Origin of the sequence: Parabacteroides sp. AF39-10AC (assembly GCF_003635405.1) — a bacterium.
GTDB classification, from domain to species: Bacteria; Bacteroidota; Bacteroidia; order Bacteroidales; family Tannerellaceae; genus Parabacteroides; species Parabacteroides distasonis.
The window spans coordinates 65,684-86,514 of the sequence record NZ_QTLP01000008.1 but is presented as its reverse complement, the minus strand read 5'-3'; the positions used below and the strand labels follow the sequence as shown (position 1 = coordinate 86,514).

11 protein-coding genes are annotated in these 20,831 nt (G+C 45.4%); 3 read left to right on the top strand and 8 right to left on the bottom strand.

Annotated features, from left to right (window positions below; translation table 11 throughout):
- Positions 1 to 32: 32 nt before the first annotated feature.
- The 3 genes from DW033_RS09365 to DW033_RS09355 all read left to right on the top strand — a co-directional run bounded on the left by DW033_RS09365 (position 33) and on the right by DW033_RS09355 (position 7,486).
- A complete protein-coding gene (locus tag DW033_RS09365; RefSeq protein ID WP_048927092.1) occupies positions 33 to 3,068 on the top strand; it encodes a SusC/RagA family TonB-linked outer membrane protein in 3,036 nt (1,011 codons plus the stop codon).
- A gap of 18 nt (positions 3,069 to 3,086) precedes the next feature.
- A complete protein-coding gene (locus DW033_RS09360) occupies positions 3,087 to 4,739 on the top strand; it encodes a SusD/RagB family nutrient-binding outer membrane lipoprotein (protein ID WP_009016813.1) in 1,653 nt (550 codons plus the stop codon).
- 113 nt (positions 4,740 to 4,852) lie between these two features.
- Positions 4,853 to 7,486, top strand: coding sequence for a glycoside hydrolase family 2 TIM barrel-domain containing protein (locus DW033_RS09355; RefSeq protein WP_009016814.1), 2,634 nt, complete (start codon positions 4,853 to 4,855; stop codon positions 7,484 to 7,486).
- Here DW033_RS09355 and DW033_RS09350 read toward each other — a convergent pair.
- The 8 genes from DW033_RS09350 to DW033_RS09315 all read right to left on the bottom strand — a co-directional run bounded on the left by DW033_RS09350 (position 7,465) and on the right by DW033_RS09315 (position 20,790).
- Entirely contained in the window at positions 7,465 to 8,067 is a 603-nt protein-coding gene (locus tag DW033_RS09350; RefSeq protein WP_005867379.1) for an L-threonylcarbamoyladenylate synthase, read from the bottom strand. The genes DW033_RS09355 and DW033_RS09350 overlap by 22 nt on opposite strands.
- Position 8,068: 1 nt before the next feature.
- Positions 8,069 to 8,926, bottom strand: a complete 858-nt coding sequence (locus DW033_RS09345; protein WP_005859732.1) for an enoyl-ACP reductase — start codon at positions 8,924 to 8,926, stop codon at positions 8,069 to 8,071.
- A 135-nt stretch (positions 8,927 to 9,061) separates the two neighbouring features.
- Positions 9,062 to 11,527, bottom strand: a complete 2,466-nt coding sequence (locus DW033_RS09340; protein WP_009016815.1) for a bifunctional UDP-N-acetylmuramoyl-tripeptide:D-alanyl-D-alanine ligase/alanine racemase — start codon at positions 11,525 to 11,527, stop codon at positions 9,062 to 9,064.
- A gap of 4 nt (positions 11,528 to 11,531) precedes the next feature.
- Complete coding sequence (locus DW033_RS09335) at positions 11,532 to 12,518, bottom strand: GSCFA domain-containing protein (RefSeq protein ID WP_008779137.1); 987 nt, start codon at positions 12,516 to 12,518, stop codon at positions 11,532 to 11,534.
- 238 nt (positions 12,519 to 12,756) lie between these two features.
- Positions 12,757 to 13,554, bottom strand: coding sequence for a basic secretory protein-like protein (locus DW033_RS09330; protein ID WP_009016816.1), 798 nt, complete (start codon positions 13,552 to 13,554; stop codon positions 12,757 to 12,759).
- A gap of 30 nt (positions 13,555 to 13,584) precedes the next feature.
- On the bottom strand, positions 13,585 to 15,921 hold the full coding sequence (locus tag DW033_RS09325; RefSeq protein WP_009016817.1) for a GH92 family glycosyl hydrolase: 2,337 nt from the start codon (positions 15,919 to 15,921) through the stop codon (positions 13,585 to 13,587).
- Positions 15,922 to 16,102: 181 nt separating this feature from the next.
- Positions 16,103 to 17,698, bottom strand: coding sequence for a RagB/SusD family nutrient uptake outer membrane protein (locus DW033_RS09320; protein ID WP_009016818.1), 1,596 nt, complete (start codon positions 17,696 to 17,698; stop codon positions 16,103 to 16,105).
- Between the two features lie 29 nt (positions 17,699 to 17,727).
- On the bottom strand, positions 17,728 to 20,790 hold the full coding sequence (locus tag DW033_RS09315; protein ID WP_009016819.1) for a TonB-dependent receptor: 3,063 nt from the start codon (positions 20,788 to 20,790) through the stop codon (positions 17,728 to 17,730).
- Positions 20,791 to 20,831 lie beyond the last annotated feature (41 nt).

Here is a 20,831-nt window from a genome sequence, read left to right as displayed (position 1 = left end):
TGTAGAATCACTTAAATCAAAAACGATTTTTCATGAGAAAGTCATTTATCTTATTATTGGCGTTTTTTCTGTGTGTTACAGGATATGCACAGAAACTAACGATTAGTGGTGTCGTCATTGACAAGGATCTAAATGAGCCACTAACAGGAGTGAACGTGTTAGTAAAAGGTACGACAACCGGTACCATTACTGACTTTGATGGAAAATATACCTTGGAGGCTGACGCAAACTCTATTTTGGTATTCTCTTATTTAAGTATGAAAACGATTGAGGAGCCTGTAAATGGCCGTACGAAAATCGATGTTACGATGGTTTCAGACGCAGAGGCTTTGGATGAGGTTGTCGTAACGGCGATGGGTATCAAACGTGAATCAAAGACTTTGACTTATTCCGCACAAACGGTAGGCGGTAAGGACTTGAACGAGATTAAGAATGTGAATATGATCAACTCTTTACAAGGAAAGAGCGCTGGTTTGCAGATTACCCCGAACTCTACGGGTGCGGGTGGTTCTTCCAAGATCTTGTTCCGTGGTAATAAATCTATTAGTGGTAATAATCAGCCGTTGATCGTTGTGGATGGTGTTCCTATGATGATGAATGTCTCGGATTCACAGATTGATGGATCTTATGGTGGTGGTCGTGACGGTGGTGATGCCATGTCTACTATCAACCCGGACGATATCGCTCAGATTACCTTGTTGAAAGGTGCTTCCGCCGCTGCTTTGTATGGTGCGGTCGCTGCCAACGGTGCCATTATGGTTACGACTAAGTCATCGCAGTCTGGAAAAGTCGCTATAAATGTATCTAGCAATACGACGGTTGAGACTCCGATGGTGTTACCGAAGTTCCAGAATTCTTATGGCGTAAGTAACCAAGGAACGTTTAGCTGGGGCGATAAGCTTGCTTCTGCTTCTCCAAACTATGCGAAGGATTATTATAATCTTGGCTATACGACCAACAACTCTATCTCGTTGGCTGGTGGTAATGATAATATCTCATCTTATTTTTCTTATGCGAATGTATCTTCTAATGGTATTGTTCCGGAGAATACATATATGAGCCATAACTTGCTAGCGAAGGTTGGCTTTAACCTATGGACAAAACTTCATGTAGACGTGTCCGCTCGTTATAATAATCAGCATATCGAGAACCAGCCGACTGCCGGTTATGTGGGTAATCCTACTTTGGGCGCTTACTTGTTTCCAAGAGGAGAGGACTGGGATTATTATAAGAGTAACTATGAGGTGTACGATGGGACAAGAAATATAAATGTACACAATTGGACAAATACCGCTCAAGAGCAGTTCTCCAATCCATACTGGATGTTGAATCGCCAAAAACCGGTTTCTTATCGTAATCGCTATGAGTTTGGCGGTAGTGTCAAGTATGACATAATGGAAGGTCTTTCCGTTACAGGTCGCCTGCGCTATGAACGTGGTGATGAGACATGGAACTTGAATGAATATGCGTCTAGTACGGCAGGCCGTAACTTGCTGGGTACGATGAAAGACACACGCGTGAATAGCGAGCAGACTTATGGTGACTTGTTGGCCCAATATAATAAGACTTGGGAGGATACTTATTCTTTGTCTGTAACTGCAGGTGGAAGCTACCAAAAGACAAAAAGTTCTTCTTTAGAATTGATCGGTTGGGGTGATTCTCAGTTCTCTGTTAACGATGCGGGCGTGATTACAAGTGGTGCTTACTATCCTAATATCTTCTCTCCGGCTAACTATTATAAATTACAGACTACAAAGACTTTGGCCGAGAAACGTTTGAATTCAGTGTTTGCTACTGCCCAATTTGGTTATAAGGAAGGTCTGTTTATCGATGTTAGTGCCCGTAACGACTGGTCCTCAACATTGGCGTTTACAGATGGTGTTTCATTCTTCTATCCGTCTGTTGGAGCAAGTGTTTTGTTGGATAGATTTATTGATTTCGGCAAGAACGTGGATTTATTCAAGTTACGTGCTTCTTATTCTATTGTAGGTAACGATGTGCCTATCGGTGTGACCAACGAGCGTTATACATTAGGAGATCAAGGAGCGTTGAATCCGCCGGAAAAATCATCTTTCCGTACGTTGAAACCAGAAAAGACAAATTCGTTGGAAGTCGGCTTTGATGGTACATTCTTCCAGAATCGTTTCAACGTAAATTTGACCTATTATAAGACAAATACCAAGAATCAATATTTTGACATCTCCGCTCCATGGGAAACTGGTTTGAAGAGCCGTTATATTAATGCTGGTAACGTACAGAATCAAGGTTTCGAGGTTAGTCTAGGTTGGTATAATCAATTTACGGATAATTTCAGCTGGAGCACGAACTTTAACTTCTCTTACAATAATAACAAGATTATAGAGTTGGCCGACGAGCTTTCCGAGTGGAACCTGACAAGTTATTGTACAGGTGCCAAAGTGCTCTTGAAAGAAGGTGGGCATTTCGGAGACCTTTATGTTCGCGACTTACAACGTGATGATAACGGAAAGCCTATTGTCTCTGATACCGGTGCCCCTGTATTAGCTGGATCCGATAATAAAGATCTTGTTTATGCGGGCGATATGAATGCGAAAGTGAACATGGGTTGGACTAATACCTTCCACTATAAAGATTTCACGTTGTCATTCTTAATCGATGCGAAGGTTGGCGGTAAGGTCTTGTCGATGACTGAGGCTACCATGGATGGTTGGGGCGTTTCCGAACGTTCTGGTTTGGCTCGTGACGCAGGTTTTGTAGAGGTCGATGGAGTACAATTTGACCCGCAATTGTATTATTCAACTACCGGTGGTACAAGCTACAACTCTAATATCTTGACTTCCCAGTACGTATATGACGCAACTAATGTTCGTTTGCGTGAGTTATCATTTGGTTATACCTTCCGCAACTTGTTTGGCGCAGGTAAAAACTTGACCGCTTCTATCATTGGACGTAACTTGTTCTTCTTCTATAAGGATGCTCCGATGGATCCGGATGTAGCTGCTGGAACGGGTAATGGCTGGCAGGGTATCGATATGTTTGCGTTGCCGACAACCCGTAGCTTTGGTTTGAACTTAAAACTTAATTTCTAAATCTTACAGGTATTACTTATGAAACTAAATAGAATTCTAAAATATGCGGCTGTATCAGCTTTAGCTTTTAGCACAGGATTAACAACCGTGAGCTGTACAGACGATTTTGAGACATTGAATACCGATCAGTATGAGGTAGACCCGAACACTCTTCCTTTCTCTGCGCAGTTTAAAGAACCGCTGTCTTATGTATATGCTCCGCAACAGAACTTGTTCCAGTACTGCTTTAGTTTGAACGTAGACTTGTTTAGCGGTTATTTCATGACACCACATAATTTCAATGGTTCCGGTAACGTGGATTATGCGTTGAATCGTAGTTTTTGTGGAGGTATGTACGAGAATGTTTATTTGCACATATTCAATAATACACGTCGTTTGATCGCCTCTTGTGACGAACAAGGATTGACAGACTATGCGGGAATGATGCGTGTTGTTCAGGCTTATGCGGTCCAGATGTTGACGGATGTTTACGGCCCGGTAGCTTATACGTCTTGCATCGAAGATCCGACAAATGGTGCTTCGTTCTCTTATGATACACAGCAGAGCATTTATAACTCCATTTTCGAATTGTTAGATAAAGCGCTTCAAGATTTCCAGAGTCCGAAATCCACATTGGAGGAGAGACAGTCATTCGACTATTGGTGTAATGGCGATTTGGATATGTGGATTCAAGTAGCCAATCAATTAAAGCTACGTGCAGCCTTGCGTATCGTGAAGGCCGACCCGACTTTAGCTAAACAAAAAGCTGAAGAGGCTGCCAAGGGCGCTATCTTAAAGCAGGATGTATTGATCAATAAGAGTTTGAGTAATGAGCAAACTCGTATGTTCGAATGGGGAGATAGTGGCATGAACGCTAACTTAACCACGATACTGGAAGGATTCCAAGATCCTCGCTTACCGCTGTATATGACGAAGAACCAAGCTGATGTTGAATGTGAGGATGGGAAGACGATTGCATCCGGTACTCAATATTTAGGTATTCGTGGCGGCTGTGACTTGCCTGCTAAACCGAATCAATGGGGTAACTTCTCGAAGATCGTTTGTTCTTATACAACAGCTTTACCGGTAATGATGGCAGCCGAAGGTTATTTCTTGCGTGCGGAAGGTGCGTTGCGTGGTTGGAGTAACATGGGAGGTACGGCGAAGGAACTGTATGAGCAAGGTATCCGTGTTTCTATTAAGAATCAGTTGGCTTATAAGGGAAGTCTGGCCGGAGTAAGTTCAATTTCAGAAACAGAGATCGATGCCTATATCAGTGGCACGACAACACAAAAGGACTTCGTCGACCCGGTTAATGGTCAAAACAGCATCAAGGCTCAGAATGATATTACGGTTAAGTGGGATGAGAGTGCGACTAATGAGAAGAAATTACAACGTATTATCACACAGAAATGGATTGCGAACTTCCCGTTGTCTTGCGAGGCTTGGGCGGAATTTCGTCGTACAGGTTATCCGAAATTATTCCCGAACCGCGTGAATAAGAGTAATGGGGATATTGATACGAATGAACAGGTTCGTCGTTTATTGTATTCCGATAATGAGGATAATACGAATACCGTGGAATATCAAAAAGGTATCGAGCTGCTGAACCAAGAGAATACGGGTTCGATCTCCGGTGATAAAGGTGGCACTCATGTATGGTGGGATAAGGCTGGTGTAGGTAATTTCTAATCGGCATTAATAGGTTTTATTGTTAAATAATATGTAATGAAAGGGCTTCTTCGAGTTTGCGAAGAGGCCCTTCTGAATTTTGTAGTACTTTAGAAGGATAAATCTAAGATTATATGATGAACAGATGTATTTATTTATTTTGTTGGCTTTGTCTGGCTTGCTGGTTAAAGCCCGTATCAGCAGAGGAGCAAGCCTTGTTGGCGATTCCTGAGCCGGGAGAGAAAACCTTGATTCACTCAGATTGGTATGCCCGGAAAGCGAATGAAGTGAAAATGGATGGGAACCGGTTGAGCGCGGCGCCTTTGGATAAAACAGGATGGTTACCGGCCCGTGTGCCAGGCACGGTATTGACTACACTTTTGGAGAACCATATGTATCCGGCTCCCGAGTTCGGCTTGAATAACAATCTGATACCCGATATACATGAGGTCGGCAATGATTTCTATACTTATTGGTTTACTCGTCAGTTTACTATCAATAATTTACCAGAGGGACGTAATGTCTGGTTAAATTTCCGGGGCATTAATTATAAGGCGGAAATCTTTTTAAATGGTAAGCGGATCAATCGAAATACCCATGAGGGCATGTTCTTGAGGAAGATTTTTAATATAACCCCTTATCTTCGTACGGATGCCCCTAATGTATTAGCGGTATTGGTTTATCCACCTACACATGCCGGAAATCCGAATGGCGGACAAGGTGGCGATGGGCAGATCGCCCGGAATAATACGATGCAATATACGCCGGGTTGGGACTGGATACAACCGGTACGTGACCGGAATACGGGTATTTGGGATGAGGTCTCTATTACGACAACCGGGCCGGTATGCCTCTCTTCTCCTTATGTCGTGACCAAGGTACCCGGCGTACGTGATCCGGAAACGAAAACTCAAAGGGAGGCTTTTGTGAATACCTCTGTCGAGCTAGAGAATACCGGGAGCACTTCCTTAAAAGGACTATTGGTTTGTGAGACGAACGGAACCCGCTTAACCCAGCCAGTTACTTTATCGCCATTCGAGAAGAAAACGGTATCCTTGAATCCTTTAGCGGTAAAGAATCCTCGTTTATGGTGGCCTAGCGGTATCGGTGAGCAGCCTTTATATGATATGAACCTCTCTTTTGAGATTGGGAATCAAGTGAGTGACAGGGAACGGCTGCGTTACGGTATCCGGGAGATTACTTCCGATAAATGCCCGGATAACGGGGGACGCCGTTTCTTCGTGAACGGACAGAAAATATACGTCACGGGTGGTAACTATATTAATTCCGATTGGCTGCTTCGTCTTTCTCCGGAACGTTATCGGGATGAGGTACGTTTCCACGCGGAAATGAATCTGCGTATGATCCGTGTATGGGGAGGTGCGTTGGTGGAACGACCGGAATTCTATAACGCCTGTGATGAGTTCGGTATCTTAGTCTTTCAAGATCTGTGGGGCAGTGGTGATTGCAATGGCGCTTGGGAGGACCCGACCAAAATGGATTCCCGAGAACGTCGTTGGGAATATCCCGATAATCATGATTTATTTATCGCCTCCGTGGAAGATCAAGTGAAAATGATCCGTAACCATCCGAGCCTTTGTTTCTGGTGTGGGGCGAATGAATGGCCTTTAGCGAAAGATATCGATCAATGTTTGAGAAAGGAGGTTTTCCCCCGGTTAGATCCGGAACGTCTTTTCGTGAGTTTCTCTACAGATACGTTGTTTACCCGGAATTATTTGGGGGATAATGGGGATGGTCCTTACGGTATACAAGAGCCGGAATGGTTCTTTAGCTTCCGTTCGCATCCGTTTAATCCGGAAGCCGGATCGGTTGGTTCCCCGGAGGTCGAGAGTATGCGGGAGATGATGACGGAACAGGATTTGGCCGGTTTCCCAAGGAAAGGTTTTACTCGTAATTATACGTGGCGCTATCATAAGGATCTGGGCTATGGCGATCATCTGGAGCGATATGGGGAGGTGAAAGATATCGAGACCTATTGTAAGTATGCCCAAGTCGTGAATTATGACCAATATCGTAGTTTTATGGAAGGCTGGGCCTCTCATATGTGGGATTGGTATACGGGTATCTTGATCTGGAAAACCCAGAATCCATGGACATCCTTGCGGGGGCAAATGTATGATTGGTCTCTCGATGTAAATGCTTCCTTGTACGGAACCCGGAAAGGCTGTGAACCTTTACATGCCTATTATAACCCGGTAACCCGTAAGGCGGGATTGTTGAATACGACCCTGAAAGATTATACGGATTTATCGATTATAGCCCGTATTTATAATCTGGAAGGCAAACTGCTTTGGGAGAAAGAGACGAGAGCGAGCTCCAAGGCGAATACGGTACAGGAATTATTGGATATCCCCGTTCCGGAAGGGATCCAAGGCGCTTATTTCTTACGGCTGGCTTTGAATGCGGACGTTCCCAATATTTATTGGCTGACAACCGAGCCGAAAGACTACACCAGCTTATCTCAACTTCCGAAGTCAAGACCGGATATCAAGACCGAGATCAAGAAGGAAGGCTCGAATTTCGTAGGTACAGTCCGTCTGAGCGCTGATTCGCAGATCTCGTTCTTCAACCGTATCAAGGTCTTTGATAAGGAGACAGGCAAACGAATCTTACCGGTACATTATTCGGATAACTATATTACGCTAATGCCGGGTGACCAACAAGAAATAAGCTTGGAGTTCCCTGCTAATCTGCCGGAGGAGCGAATACAAATCGTGGTGGATAGCTACAATTCTCCTTTGCCTTGACGTACGATCTCGAAATTATCCGTCGTGCAATCTATAACCGTAGAGGCTTCCAATCCTCCGAAACCGCCATCGATTACGATATCCACTTGATGCTCGTATTTCTCGTGTATCAATTCCGGATCTGTCGTATATTCGATCACCTCATCCTCGTCACGGATGGACATGGTTAGGATTGGATTTCCCAAGGATTGTACCAATGTACGGGTAATGTTATTGTCCGGTACACGGATTCCGACTTCTTTCCGGTTCTTGTAAATCTTTGGAAGCTCGCTGCTGGTGGGTAAGATAAAGGTGAAAGGACCGGGCAGATGTTTCTTCATCAGTTTGAAAGCGGCGTTGCTTACCTTGGCGTATTCACTAAGATTAGACAGGTCGTAGCAGATGATAGACAGGTTGCTTTTCTGTGGATTAACTCCTTTCATCTGACATATTTTCTCTACCGCACGCACGTTTAACGCATCGCAACCGATCGCGTAAACCGTGTCGGTAGGATAAACGACAAGGCCGCCGTCCTGCAGGACTTTGACGACCTTGTCTATTTCTTTTTGATTCGGATTCTCCGGATAGATTCTCACTAACATATTAGCCGTAGATAATGTGTCCGTTCTCGTCTGTATATTCCTCTAATCCTTTACTATATTGGTTCATGGCCCGGAGGCTCATACCCATGCTTGAGAAACCACCATCGTGGTATAGGTTCTGCATCGTTACCTTGCGGGTAAAGTCGGAGAACATCATTACGCAATAGTCCGCGCATTCGTCAGCGTTGGCGTTACCCAGTGGACTCATTTTGTTAGAAAAGTCCATCAAGTGTTCCATTCCCTTCACGCCACTACCTGCGGTTGTCATTGTCGGGGATTGGGAGATCGTGTTCACACGTACGCCTTTCTCACGGCCATAGATGTAACCGAAACTACGGGCGATAGATTCCAACAGGCTCTTAGCGTCCGCCATATCGTTGTATCCGAAGAACGTGCGCTGGGCGGCCACATAACTTAATGCCACTACGGAACCATTCTCGGCGATAGCGTCTTGTTTCTTAGCTACCTGTAGCATCTTGTGGAAAGAAATAGCGGAGATATCCAACGTCTTTTCCAGCATTCCATAGTCCAGATCATCGTACGTACGTTTCTTGCGTACGTTCGGACTCATACCGATAGAATGTAAAACGAAATCTATTTTACCACCTAATATTTCCACTGACTTCGCAAATACGGTCTCCAGATCCTCTACGCTGGTTGCGTCCGCCGGGATTACCTGCGCATTCAACTTCTCCGCCAAAGCATCTACCTGACCCATACGAACAGCGATAGGCGTATTGCTTAACGTGATAGTCGCACCTTCCTCTACGGCTCTTTCTGCCACTTTCCAGGCGATAGACATATCGTTCAGAGCACCGAAGATAATGCCTCTCTTGCCTTTCAATAAATTATGACTCATACCTCTTGTTTATTAATTACGGCACAAACATACACAAAATGTGCAACATACGCAAATGAATATCATAGCCTGACATTTGAATATGTGCCTTGATATTAAAACAAGGTAGAGCCATTCTTTGTTGGCGGCTACTTCTTATTCCCGGAAATAAACCCTCTTTACCCGAGGCGAGATAGAGGTTAATATCTCATAAGGGATTGTTTTCAGTTTATCCGAAAGTTCGCTCACCGGTAGTTCGTCGCCGAAAATAATTACGGCGTCGCCTTCTTGCGCATGCGTGTCGGTGACGTCGATCATGCAAGCGTCCATGCAGATGTTGCCGATAATCGGACAGCGTTGTCCATTGATCAAGACTTCCCCACCTCCGTTGCTGAAGTGGCGATCCAGTCCGTCGGCGTATCCGATCGGGATGATAGCGATCCGGGAATCACGTTTCACATAACTCATACGGCTATAACCGATCGAATCCCCTGCGGGTACGTTTTGTATTTGTAAGATCGTTGTCTTCAAGGTGCTGACATTCCGTAAGCCTTTTTGTCCGGATGCGCTTACTCCATATAAACCGATACCTAAACGTACCATATCCATTTGATAAGCGGCGAAACGCTCGATTCCCGCAGAGTTTAGGATATGTTTGATTACCTTATACTCTAACCCGCTTTCTAGTTCCCCTGCGGCTTTGGTGAATTTATCCAATTGTTGATGGGTAAAATCATCGAAGACGTACGAGTCGCTTCCGGCTAAATGAGAGAAGACCGAACGGGCGATAACCCCGGATTGCGCTATCAAGCGTTCACAGATCGCCGGGACATCCTCCGGTTGAAACCCTAGGCGATGCATGCCGGTATCGATCTTGATATGGATAGGGTAAGAGGTGATCCCTCTGCGCTCGGTCTCCCGGATCATGGCATCCAATAGGCGGAAGCTATAGACTTCCGGTTCCAGATGGTTCTCGAACAAGACATTGAAACTGCTGAATTCCGGATTCATGACGATAATGGGGATCGAGATGCCTTCTTTACGCAATTCGGCTCCCTCGTCGGCTACCGCCACGGCCAGATAGTCGCAACGATGTTCTTGAAGGGTCTTCGCCAACTCGTAAGAGCCGGCTCCATAACCAAAAGCTTTTACCATACAAACCATCTTAGTCTCCGGCTTTAGCTTGGAACGATACTGATTGAAGTTGTGTACGATCGCGTCCAGATTTACCTCTAGGATCGTCTCATGCACTTTCTTCTCCAACAACTCGGAGATCTGCTCGAAATGGAAATGGCGGGAACCTTTAATCAAGATCAACTCATCCTTGAATTTCTTGAAGGAAGGAGACTTGATAAATTCCTCGGTGGTTGTGTAAAACTCCTTCTCGATCTCGAAGACGGAAGCATATTCCTTTAAGTCGCGGCCGATACCGATGATACGATCTATCTTCTTACGGCGAACCAAATCGGCGACCTTCTTATATAGAGATTTCGGCAAGGTACCCGATTGAAGGATATCGGAGAGGATTAAAGTGCTCTTTAATTGCTTGCCTACCCGGCGGCTTTGTTGGAAATCGAGCGCGATATCCAAGGAGTTGATATCCGAGTTATAGGTATCATTTATCAACAGGCAATTGTTGATACCTTGCTTTACGTCCAATCGCATAGCCACCGGCTCAAGATGCAAGAATTTTGTTACGTCGTTTACGCTGGTGGGTTTTAGGTAAAGCATAACCGCCATACAATGGATCACGTTCTCGATAGAAGCGTCGTCCGTGAACGGAATGGTAACGACCCGGTTGAAGCCCAGTAAAGTACAGTGAATGATCGTCTCAAACTCTTTCTTATCGATAGACTCGATAAACAAAGGAGCCTCGGAGTCCGTACGGCTCCATGCGATCGCTTTATGGGAAAGGCAAGCCGATTCGATACAATTGGCGATAAATAAATCATCCCCATCATAAATAATGGCTTCGCAATCATTGAAAAGCGTCAGCTTCTCCATACATTTCTGATTGGAGGAGAGGAAATTCTCTTGATGAGCCTCCCCGATATTCGTGATGATACCGATCGTGGGGGCGATAATGGGTTGCAGGCGTTCCATCTCGTCCGGTTGTGAGATACCGGCCTCGAAGATGCCCAGTGTATTTTTCTCGCTCATCTGCCATACCGAGAGAGGAACCCCCAACTGGGAGTTGTAGCTCCGGGGCGAACGTACGATGTTGAACTCGTTATGCAACAGTTGATAGAGGAATTCCTTTACGATCGTCTTTCCGTTGCTACCGGTGATGCCGATCACGGGGATATTGAATTGCTTCCTGTGGTGGGTGGCCAGCTTTTGTAAAGCCCGTAACGTATCTTTTACGATCAGGAAGTTCGCATCCTTCATGCTCTCGAACTCCGGTAGCATATCGCTTACCACGAAGTTGCGAACACGAAGTTTATAGAGTTCCTGTATATATCTATGTCCGTCGTTCGTCTTGGTTTTCAAGGCGAAGAAGAGGCTTTTTTCCGGGAAGGAGAGACGACGGCTATCTGTCAACAGCAAACTGACCGTATCGTCAAGCAATTGGTTTGTTTTAGCACCGATAACTCTTGCTATTTCTTTAATTGCGTATTCCATTCTTTTATTTTAGTTTAGACTTTACTATTTCGATCTCTTTTCTGATATCAAAGGAAGGAATTTTCTCGCTAATTCGTTCCATCTTTAACAAAGTTTGAAGTATAAACCGCTTATAGGCCTCGCTATCCGGTTGAAAGGGCTTATGGTTAATAGCTTTTTGAATATCACCCCATTCTTTAAGGATTGCCGAAGTGTCTGTGGATAAGAAATTTTCGATAAAACGTTGCCAAATATAATCAATGGCCAATGGGGAGGGATGGAGCATATCGTCCGCATAGAAACGATAATCCCGGAGCTCGTCCATAAGGATCTCATAAGCGGGGAAGTAGGCGATTCGGTCGGGATAATCTTTCTGTAAGGCGTCCGTGGCTAGCAATAGGGTAGCTTTGCTGAGTTGGTTCTCGTGCGCCCCGTCTTTCCAGTGGCGGATCGGACTTACGGTAAATAAGATTTTCAAGGCGGGATTTTGTTCCCAAAGGGCTAGTAACAGAGGTTTCCAGTCCTCGACGATCTCTTGCGTGGATAATCGTTGCCGGTCGAACATCTTTTCCGGTAGCTTATGGCAATTCGACACGATTCGCCCGTCGCTCTTGAGGCGGTAGACGAAAGCGGTTCCCAACGTGATTACCAACCGGGTCGCTTTTCGCAGGAAATCGGAGGATTCGGATAAGCGGCTGTTTATATGGCCTAGGCATTCTTCTTCCGAGGGAGCGGAGAAACGGCTATGATGGGTAAAACTATGGTATATGCCCTCATGCTGGAATAAATCGCCGGGAGTGAAACGCTCCGGGCGTAGCAGCATCCTCAATCCTTCCGCTACGGAAGCCGGGTTATACAGAGTACCGAATGGGTTTATATCTACGGAGAACTTATTCTCTTCCAGCTTCCGCCCGATATTCTCGGCGAAGCAGGAGCCCATCATCACGACCCGGTCCTCATACGAGAAAGAGAATCGTGCTTTCGGCAACAGGATTCGGGTATAAAGTTCCATATTTACTTTTTCGCAAAAGTAGATATATGTTTACGGAAATGCAAATAAGGAAGGTGTTTTAGGGGAATAATGTAACAATGCCCATTGTAAGGTTGTTAGGATGGGCAGTATAAGGAGCTTACGATGGGTATTGTTGCGACCTTATAATGCCTATTGGCGGAAGGTCGGGAGTGATACTATAAAAGAACGGCGGTAACTTGTTGAGTGTTACCGCCGTTGGTCGTAGCCTTTGCCGGGGCTACGCTTCATCTCCCATCGTTGCCATATATTCTTTCCATAAGGAGTCTATGTCGTAATCATTGCCGAGCGCGTATTTCACGCCACCATCGAACGACCAAGGAATAACTTCTAATGTGCTTCGGTTGAACTTCCGCAGGAAATCCGGGTTTTTGGTTTGCGTAAGCCATGCGAGGAAGAAGCCTGTCGTGCGGTAACCATCCATATAATGGCCGCCTTTGGGACGATCTTCCAAGGTAAAACCGCCGTTTAGGTATCTTACGGCATCCGCCACACCTTCTATCATGGCCCAGAAAGTCTTATTAGTCCCATAGCTACCTATGCCTTGAGGCTCCAATTGGAAACCATGCGTCAGCTCATGGTATAATACGCCACGGGTCTCGTAATCCACTTTCGCGGTGTCGTTATTGGCAAAACTTTTCTCGATCCATTTCGTGCTGTATACGATACTGATGGAAGGGGGCGCTCCGTCTTTCGCGGATACCCCGTCGTATTCCTTTAATGTATAGTGGATCTCCTCGATGCCCGGGATACTATCTTCCGGAGTGAAATAAAGCGTTTCTACGACCTTGCGGGCGTGCTTGGTAATATAAGCTTCCGGATCAGGGATAACGGCGGCATAGATCGCCGAGCCCTTAGCCTCGGGGGAAAGATTCTCGAAATCAATCTTTCCGATGTAATAATTATCCCAAGGAGTAGGGGGAGCTTCCGCTACGGTAGCCGCCTGTTCCTTTTTGCCGGAGCAAGCGATGCAAGTCCACAGCAGGAAAGCACCGCTGATTAATTGTTTATATCTCATAAGTCTCATCTGTTTTTAGGTGAAAATAGGCTAATCTGTCAGTGAATAAGGACGATCCTCTCCGTTGAACAATCGCTTTTTGTTCGGGCTGGAAGTCATCTCGAAAGTGAGCGTTCCGCCGTTCAAGATGTCATCCTGCGTGATGTATCCTTTGGTATAGGGTTTCCCGTTTAGCTTTACCGCTTTTACATAACGGTTCTTGTCGCTGACTTTATCGGCTTTTACCTCGAAAGTCTTACCATTCTCCAAGCGAACCTTCATATATGGAAGGTAGGGAGCGCCTAATACGTATTGATCCGTACCCGGGCAAACCGGATAGAATCCCATGGCGGAAAGGATATACCAAGCGGACATCTGGCCGCAGTCGTCGTTACCGCAAAGGCCGTCGATATTGTTGCGATACATCTTATTCATGATCTCACGTTGCCAGTATTGGGTTTTCCAAGGCTGGCTGGTCCATGTGTATAAGAATGGGATGTGATGGCTGGGTTCGTTGCCGTGTACATAACCTCCTAGTAATCCTTCTTTGGTTACGTCTTCGGTCTCGGCAAAGAACTCATCAGGAAGATGCATCGTGAATAAGGAATCCATTTTAGTGATGAATGCTTGCTCGCCTCCCATCAACTGAATCATACCATTGACATCTTGAGGGACATAGAAGGAATAATTCAAGGCATTTCCCTCGATAAACCCTTCACCGTGCGTGCTTAACAAACTGAAGTCCTCTTTGAATTTACCATTCGTATAACGGGGACGGGCATATCCGATCGAGGTATCGAATACATTCGCGTAATTGGACGCACGCTTTTTATAGGTATCGGCCACGGATCGGTTTCCCGCTAATAAAGCTGTATTATAGATTGTCCAATCATCATAAGCATACTCCAAAGTCAAGGAGCCTGCGCTACCGTTGCGATCTAAAGGAACATAACCTAATTCCATAAACTCTTTGGTTCCCTCATAATACGGAATCGTAGAACTGCTGATCATCGCTTTTAACGCGGCGTCTTTATCAATCGGTAATCCTTTGGCGATAGCATCCGCCAAGACAGAGACGGAGTGATAACCGATCATGCACCAGTTCTCGTTTGCCATATGGCTCCAGATCGGCAAGGCATGATGAACGCTTTGCTCGCAATGTTTCAACATGGATTTGGCGATATCCGTGTTGACTTGTCGGTTGATGATATTGAACAGGGGATGTAGGGCACGATACGTATCCCATACGGAGAATACGGTATAGTTCGTGAATCCGTCCGCTTGATGGATATTATGGTCGAGTCCGCGGTATTGACCGTCAACGTCTGTGTATACGCAAGGATTGATCATCGTGTGATACAAGGAGGTGTAAAGCATAGCCAATTGGTCATCGCTTCCTTTCGCGTCGATGACGGAGAGCGCCTTATTCCAAGTATCGGAGGCTTTGGCGGCTAATTGGTTGAAGTCCGCACCGGAAGCCTCGGCACGTAGATTTTTTAAGGCTCCCTCGGTGCTGACTCCGGAAAGGGCGACTTTCACTTCCAACTCATCAGACATTTTCGGATCGAAATCAAAATAAGCGACGATCTTACGTCCTCCGATATCCGGGAAGTTCTCTTTCATATTGAACTTGGCATAACCGCCCCGATAATTAACTTTCGCTTTCTCTTCGCATCCGTAATGCGTGATCGGTTTGGAGAAAGACATGGCGAAATAAGTATAGTTGGTACGTGCCCAACCGTTTGTAATACGATAGCCGGTTACCAGCGTATCGTTCTCTACGCGAATATTGGTCCAAAGAACTTTGCCGTCATAGTTATAGATCCCGTGAATCATATCAAGGATAATGCGTTGGTTCTCACTGTTCGTAGGGTATGTGTATTTGTGGATGCCGGCCCGTTGGGTAGTGGTTAGTTGCGCCTTTACGCCATAATCGGCGAGCATCACCTCATAGTATCCGGGACGGGATATCTCGGTGTCATGCGAGAAGCGGGAACGGTAACCGCCATCGGGATTCGTGGCTGTACCGGGATTTAGCTTCAACGTTCCGGTGGTAGGCATAATCAAGATGTCTCCTAGGTCGGAGTGGCCGGTACCGCTGAAGTGGGTGTGGCTGAAACCTACGATGCTGCTATCCTTATGTTGATAGCCGGCGCAATACTCGTAGGAGCGAGGTTGGTATTTACCGTCTACGTTGTGCGGTATGGTATCCGTATCCGGACTGAGTTGCACGAGTCCGAAGGGTACGCAAGCGCCCGGGAATGTATGTCCCATTCCATTTGTCCCGATGATCGGGTTTACAAGATCAACTACATTAGTCTGTGCGATCGCTACTGTTGAGCTGGCTGCCAGAAAAAGGCAACACATCGATTTCTTGAGATTTATCATGTCGTATCAATTAGTTAGAAAAGGATGAAACATAAAAGGCCACCTTTGATAGTTCCAAGGATAACCTTTGATAGTGACAAAGGTAACCTTTTATATTTTCAGATCAATAAGTATAGTAGTCCTCTATCATTGTCAAGTGCTAATTTGTTAATAATGGATTTCTACTATACTTAGTTGATATTTAGAACAATGAGTTAGCCTCGTTCGGAGATAAGTTTGCGTTAGCATCCAATTGTCTTTGCGGAATAGGGAAGATATTACGCTTTGGTTCGTTGGATGCAGTCTTGTCCCACCAAGAAGTGGTTACGAACTTGTTGAAACGAACCAAGTCTGTACGGCGGATTCCTTCGAAAGCAAACTCTCTACCTTTTTCGGCCAAGAACTCATCCATGGTCAGAGTAGCGGTCGTATATTTCGCTTTCTCCCAATCCTCTGCCTTGAAAGAACGTTGACGAACGCTGTTGATCATATCTACCACTTCTTGCGTTGCTTTGCCCCCGTTCTTACGCATCAAGGCCTCCGCTTTGTTATAGATAACCTCGGAATAACGGAACATCACCCAGTCGTTGTTCATATCGCCGGTAGTACCCGGTTGGATCTCATACTTGATAGAGCGAGCACCGCTGTTTTCTTCGCCCTCGGTCATGGACTTAATGTAGTTTACGAATACCAAATCCTGCCCATTGTACTCCTCTGAACCTTTCAAAGGCTCTGCGGTCGTGTCGTAGTAGTAATTACCGTTTTCATCTACTTTGCGAGGATATTGCTTACCGATCAAGAAACCCTCAATTTTTCTCAAGTCGTTGTCAGCGAATGAGTCATAAAAGGTAGGTTGCGTCACCAAGCCGTTCCAAGGACCGGATTGCAAATCCCAGCCAGTTTGGTGTGCGTAATGCAACCAACGTTGATACCAGCCCATTCCTTTGGCATATACTTCATCATACACGATTGACCAGATAATCTCGGTAGATCGCTTGTCGTTATCCGCACGGAAAGTGTCGTTCCACTTCTTATCCAATGCGAAACCTCCCTTAGCTAATTCATCGCAAGCAGCGATACAATCATCCCAGCGTGCTTGTCCAGTATAAATTTCCGCATTCAAATAGAGACGAGCCAGTAATGCGTAAGCCCCCCATTTGGATACACGTCCGTAGGTCTCTGTTTTACTCTCTGACAAAGAAGGAATACTCTCGTTTAACTCTTTTTCGATCCAAGCGAATAACTCTGCGCGAGATTTGGAGGAAGGATTGATTTCACCGATTTTCTCGCAAATTGGAGCCGTACCGAACATATCCATCACATACCAATAACAGTAAGCGCGATATACACGCATCTCCGATTGTGCTTGTGCTTTAGACATTGGAACTTGGAGTGCTTCAAAATCTATATTCTCTGTATCTGTAAGGAAGTTGTTAGCATATCCGATACCTTCAAATAATTTTTTCCAAGCATCCACTACTTGACCATCCGTAGGAATCCATTGATGGCGGTGTAAGCGAATCCAGTCTCCATTGTCATAGCCGTGGCGACCTTTTTGAGGCCATGCGGCACAGTCGGAAGATAACTCGTTACATGACCAAGGCGATTGGGCTACTTGCATGGTTCCACAGAAGTGCCCCCATGGACGCATCATGGCGGCCATTACCTCGCCTGCATTGTTGTAATAATTTTCAGCGATTACCGAGCTATGTATTTCCTCTGTCAGGTCCGTACAAGAGGTAAATGCGGTAGCTCCCAGCAATAATGAAATTGCGCATATATTTTTTAAAGCTTTCATTGTATTGTCTTAAATCTATTGTTACTTAATTAGAATCCAAAATTAACGCCAAACGTGAAGGTACGGGTGGTGGGATAAGATCCGCGCTTCTCTATACCTGCTTGTAGTCCTGTTACGTTTACGTCAGGGGTTAAACCTGAGTATCCTGTAATAGTCGCAAGATTGGTGACATTACCATAAATACGTAAGTTGCGCACATATTTATTATTTTTGAAGTTGAATGTATAACCTAGTGTCACGTTATCGATCTTCAAGAAGTTCCCTTTCTCTAGATAATAAGAAGAGAACAATGGTTGCTCTGTTACCTTGTTCTTCAAGGCATCCTTATATACGTTTGTGCCAGACTGATCGATATTGACAGTCGTTCCGAAATAAATAGCACCCTCGTTCAATACGTCATAATCAAACATACCGCGCAGGAAGAAGCTGAAGTCAAAGTTCTTATAGGTAAACGTGTTCTGCAAACCAGCCTTGAATTTCGGCAAACCGTTACCGATAAAGGTACGGTCAGCGTCAGACAGACCTTCCTTTCCGTCTATGTCGCGAAGATTCCAAGTTCCGTCCGGGTTGATGCCATCGCATACATAACCGAAGAATGATGCGATCGGCTGTCCTTCTTGTAGGCGGTAAGCCTTGCCCGGGTTGCCCGGAGAGGGCAGGTCATATTGATCCTCGTAAGAAGATTTGTACACGTCGTTAGACAAAGATGTCAATTTATTATTCTCGTATGAGAACGTGAAATTAGCCGTGTAAGAGAAATCCTTAGTCTTTACGACCTCTGCGTTTAATGCTAATTCTATACCTCTATTTCTCATCGTGCCTACGTTGGTGGTGATCGTGTTGTAGATCAAAGATGGCTGTTGGGCATTGTAGCTACTGATCAAGTCGCGAGTCGTACGACTATACCAATCGATCGTACCATTTAGGCGTCCACCTAGCAAGCCGAAGTCGAAACCTACGTTCAAGGATTCATTCTTCTCCCATTTCAAATCTGGATTCGGGTTGATATTCGGACCGTAAGTGGCGGTTAGCCATGAACCGGTGTAAGCGTTCCAAGCTCCAGCGCCTGTACCGTAGGTAGCGAGAGACATATACGGATCGGTAGGCAAACTACCCGTGATACCGAAACCGGCACGGAATTTCAATACGTCGAACACTTCTTGGCTCTCCATGAAGTCCTCACGAGAGATCATCCAGCCTGCGCTGACAGAGGGGAACCAAGCCCATTTGTTGTTCGCTCCGAACTTCGTGGAACCTTCACGGCGGATAGAGGCGCTGGCCATGTATTTACCGTCGTAATTATAGTTGGCGCGGGCGAAGAAGGCGATCAGTTTGCTGGTCTCTTTTTTACTCTTCATCTCGGCCTTACCATCTTTTAGGTAACCGCCGGCTTCTAGGTTATTGGTACCGAATACGTCCGTCAAGAAGTTCTTGTTCTCGGCGCTGAATTGCTCGTATTCAAAATCTTGGTAACTGTATCCCAGCAAACCGGTAATATTGTGTACGCCGTTGATGGAAGTATTGTAGTTTGCTGTCCATTCAGTGGTACGGTTGGTATTCTGATAATATTCTTTTTTGGCGCGTCCGTTTGTACCGTCTTTATGTTGGCTATATTCCTCACGCATACTATAATCGTTAGTTAACGCATCGTTCTTCTCCATAGCGAAGAAAGCGGCGGCTGTCAAACCGGGGATAATCTCATATTGAGCCTTGAAGTTCGCCAATAAATTCTTGAATTCCTTTTTCTTGGTACGCTGGTATATGCGGGCTACCGGGTTGAAATCTTCGTAACCGCTGTAAGTTTCCCAGAAGGAGCCGTCTTCCTTATAAATAGGCATCGTCGGGTTGATACGGATAGCCTGGTATAATATGCCGTAATTAGGGATATCTCCTACCTTATCCACATCATCGGAAACTGCGTCCACTTTCACGAAAGAGTTTGCTAGATTGAAAGAAAGCTGTAGTTTATCATCAAACGCACGGTGGTTCACGGCGATAGAGCCATTGATCGTTTCACGGCTGGTGTTACGGATCATACCATCATTCTTTTTGTAATTTAAAGAAGCGCGATAGTTTGTCTTACCATTACCACCTGTAGCGGTCAAGTTGTGTACATGGGTGAAATTACTCTTATTCAATAAAGCGTCGTAATGGTTATCCCGTCCACCAAAGTCGCGGATATTGGCGTTGTTAGTTTCTTTGCCATAAGCGACGAACTCGTCTCCATTTAAGATTTCCGGTCGTTTATAAACCGCCTCGTGCATGATATATCCTGAGTAATCCACTTGAGTAGTTCCGGCTTGCGGACGTCTCGTGGAGACGATGATCACACCGTTATTACCCCGGGTTCCGTAGATAGCGGCTGCGGAACCGTCTTTCAATACGTCGATCGCCTCGATATCCTCGGGTGCGATAGCGTTCAAAGAAGTCATATTACCCGGCATACCGTCAATAATAACGAGAGGCTCATTGCTACCTTTCAGAGATGAGGCACCACGCATCTGTACTTTTACCTCGCCATTAGGGTCGGTGCTACCACGTGATACAGTCAGACCAGCTACACGTCCTTCCACCAATTGCATCGGGTTCACTACCGGTGCCTTGTTAAAGTCGGATGCTTTCACGCTGGTAACGGATGAGGTGATCTCACCTTTCTTTTGGGAACCGTAGCCAACGACTACTACCTCGTCTAGTGTCTCAGAGTCTTCAGCTAAGACTATGTTCAATGTTTTTTGCCCGGTATAACGAACTTCTTGGGGTTTGAAGCCGATGAAGGAAAATACCAATGTGCTGTTATCCGGCACATCCAAGGTGAAATTTCCGTCAAAGTCCGAAGCTGTTCCGTTCGTGGTTCCTTTCACAACAATACTAACGCCAATCAGAGGTTCACCCTTTTGGTCTTTTACTACACCTTTAATGGTTGAACTTTGCTGTGCGATCTGATGAATCTCCATGTTTCCCATTTCAGGAACAGTAGAATCTCCGGCCGCATAAGAGGACTGAAACATTAAAGATAAACAAAGTAACAAAGAGGTTCGTCCACCTAATAAAGTCAGGCATTTCCTCGTCTTACCTTCACTCTTTTTTTCCATAAAAACATTAAATTAAAAGTTAATAATGTGCTTCCCGAAGG

What these genes read in the sequence shown, in the direction of transcription:
- DW033_RS09365 (WP_048927092.1), top strand. Translation starts at nt 33, where the DNA reads ATGAGAAAGTCATTTATCTTATTATTGGCGTTTTTTCTGTGTGTTACA.
- DW033_RS09360 (WP_009016813.1), top strand. Translation starts at nt 3,087, where the DNA reads ATGAAACTAAATAGAATTCTAAAATATGCGGCTGTATCAGCTTTAGCT.
- DW033_RS09355 (WP_009016814.1), top strand. Translation starts at nt 4,853, where the DNA reads ATGATGAACAGATGTATTTATTTATTTTGTTGGCTTTGTCTGGCTTGC.
- DW033_RS09350 (WP_005867379.1), bottom strand. Translation starts at nt 8,067, where the DNA reads ATGTTAGTGAGAATCTATCCGGAGAATCCGAATCAAAAAGAAATAGAC.
- DW033_RS09345 (WP_005859732.1), bottom strand. Translation starts at nt 8,926, where the DNA reads ATGAGTCATAATTTATTGAAAGGCAAGAGAGGCATTATCTTCGGTGCT.
- DW033_RS09340 (WP_009016815.1), bottom strand. Translation starts at nt 11,527, where the DNA reads ATGGAATACGCAATTAAAGAAATAGCAAGAGTTATCGGTGCTAAAACA.
- DW033_RS09335 (WP_008779137.1), bottom strand. Translation starts at nt 12,518, where the DNA reads ATGGAACTTTATACCCGAATCCTGTTGCCGAAAGCACGATTCTCTTTC.
- DW033_RS09330 (WP_009016816.1), bottom strand. Translation starts at nt 13,554, where the DNA reads ATGAGATATAAACAATTAATCAGCGGTGCTTTCCTGCTGTGGACTTGC.
- DW033_RS09325 (WP_009016817.1), bottom strand. Translation starts at nt 15,921, where the DNA reads ATGATAAATCTCAAGAAATCGATGTGTTGCCTTTTTCTGGCAGCCAGC.
- DW033_RS09320 (WP_009016818.1), bottom strand. Translation starts at nt 17,698, where the DNA reads ATGAAAGCTTTAAAAAATATATGCGCAATTTCATTATTGCTGGGAGCT.
- DW033_RS09315 (WP_009016819.1), bottom strand. Translation starts at nt 20,790, where the DNA reads ATGGAAAAAAAGAGTGAAGGTAAGACGAGGAAATGCCTGACTTTATTA.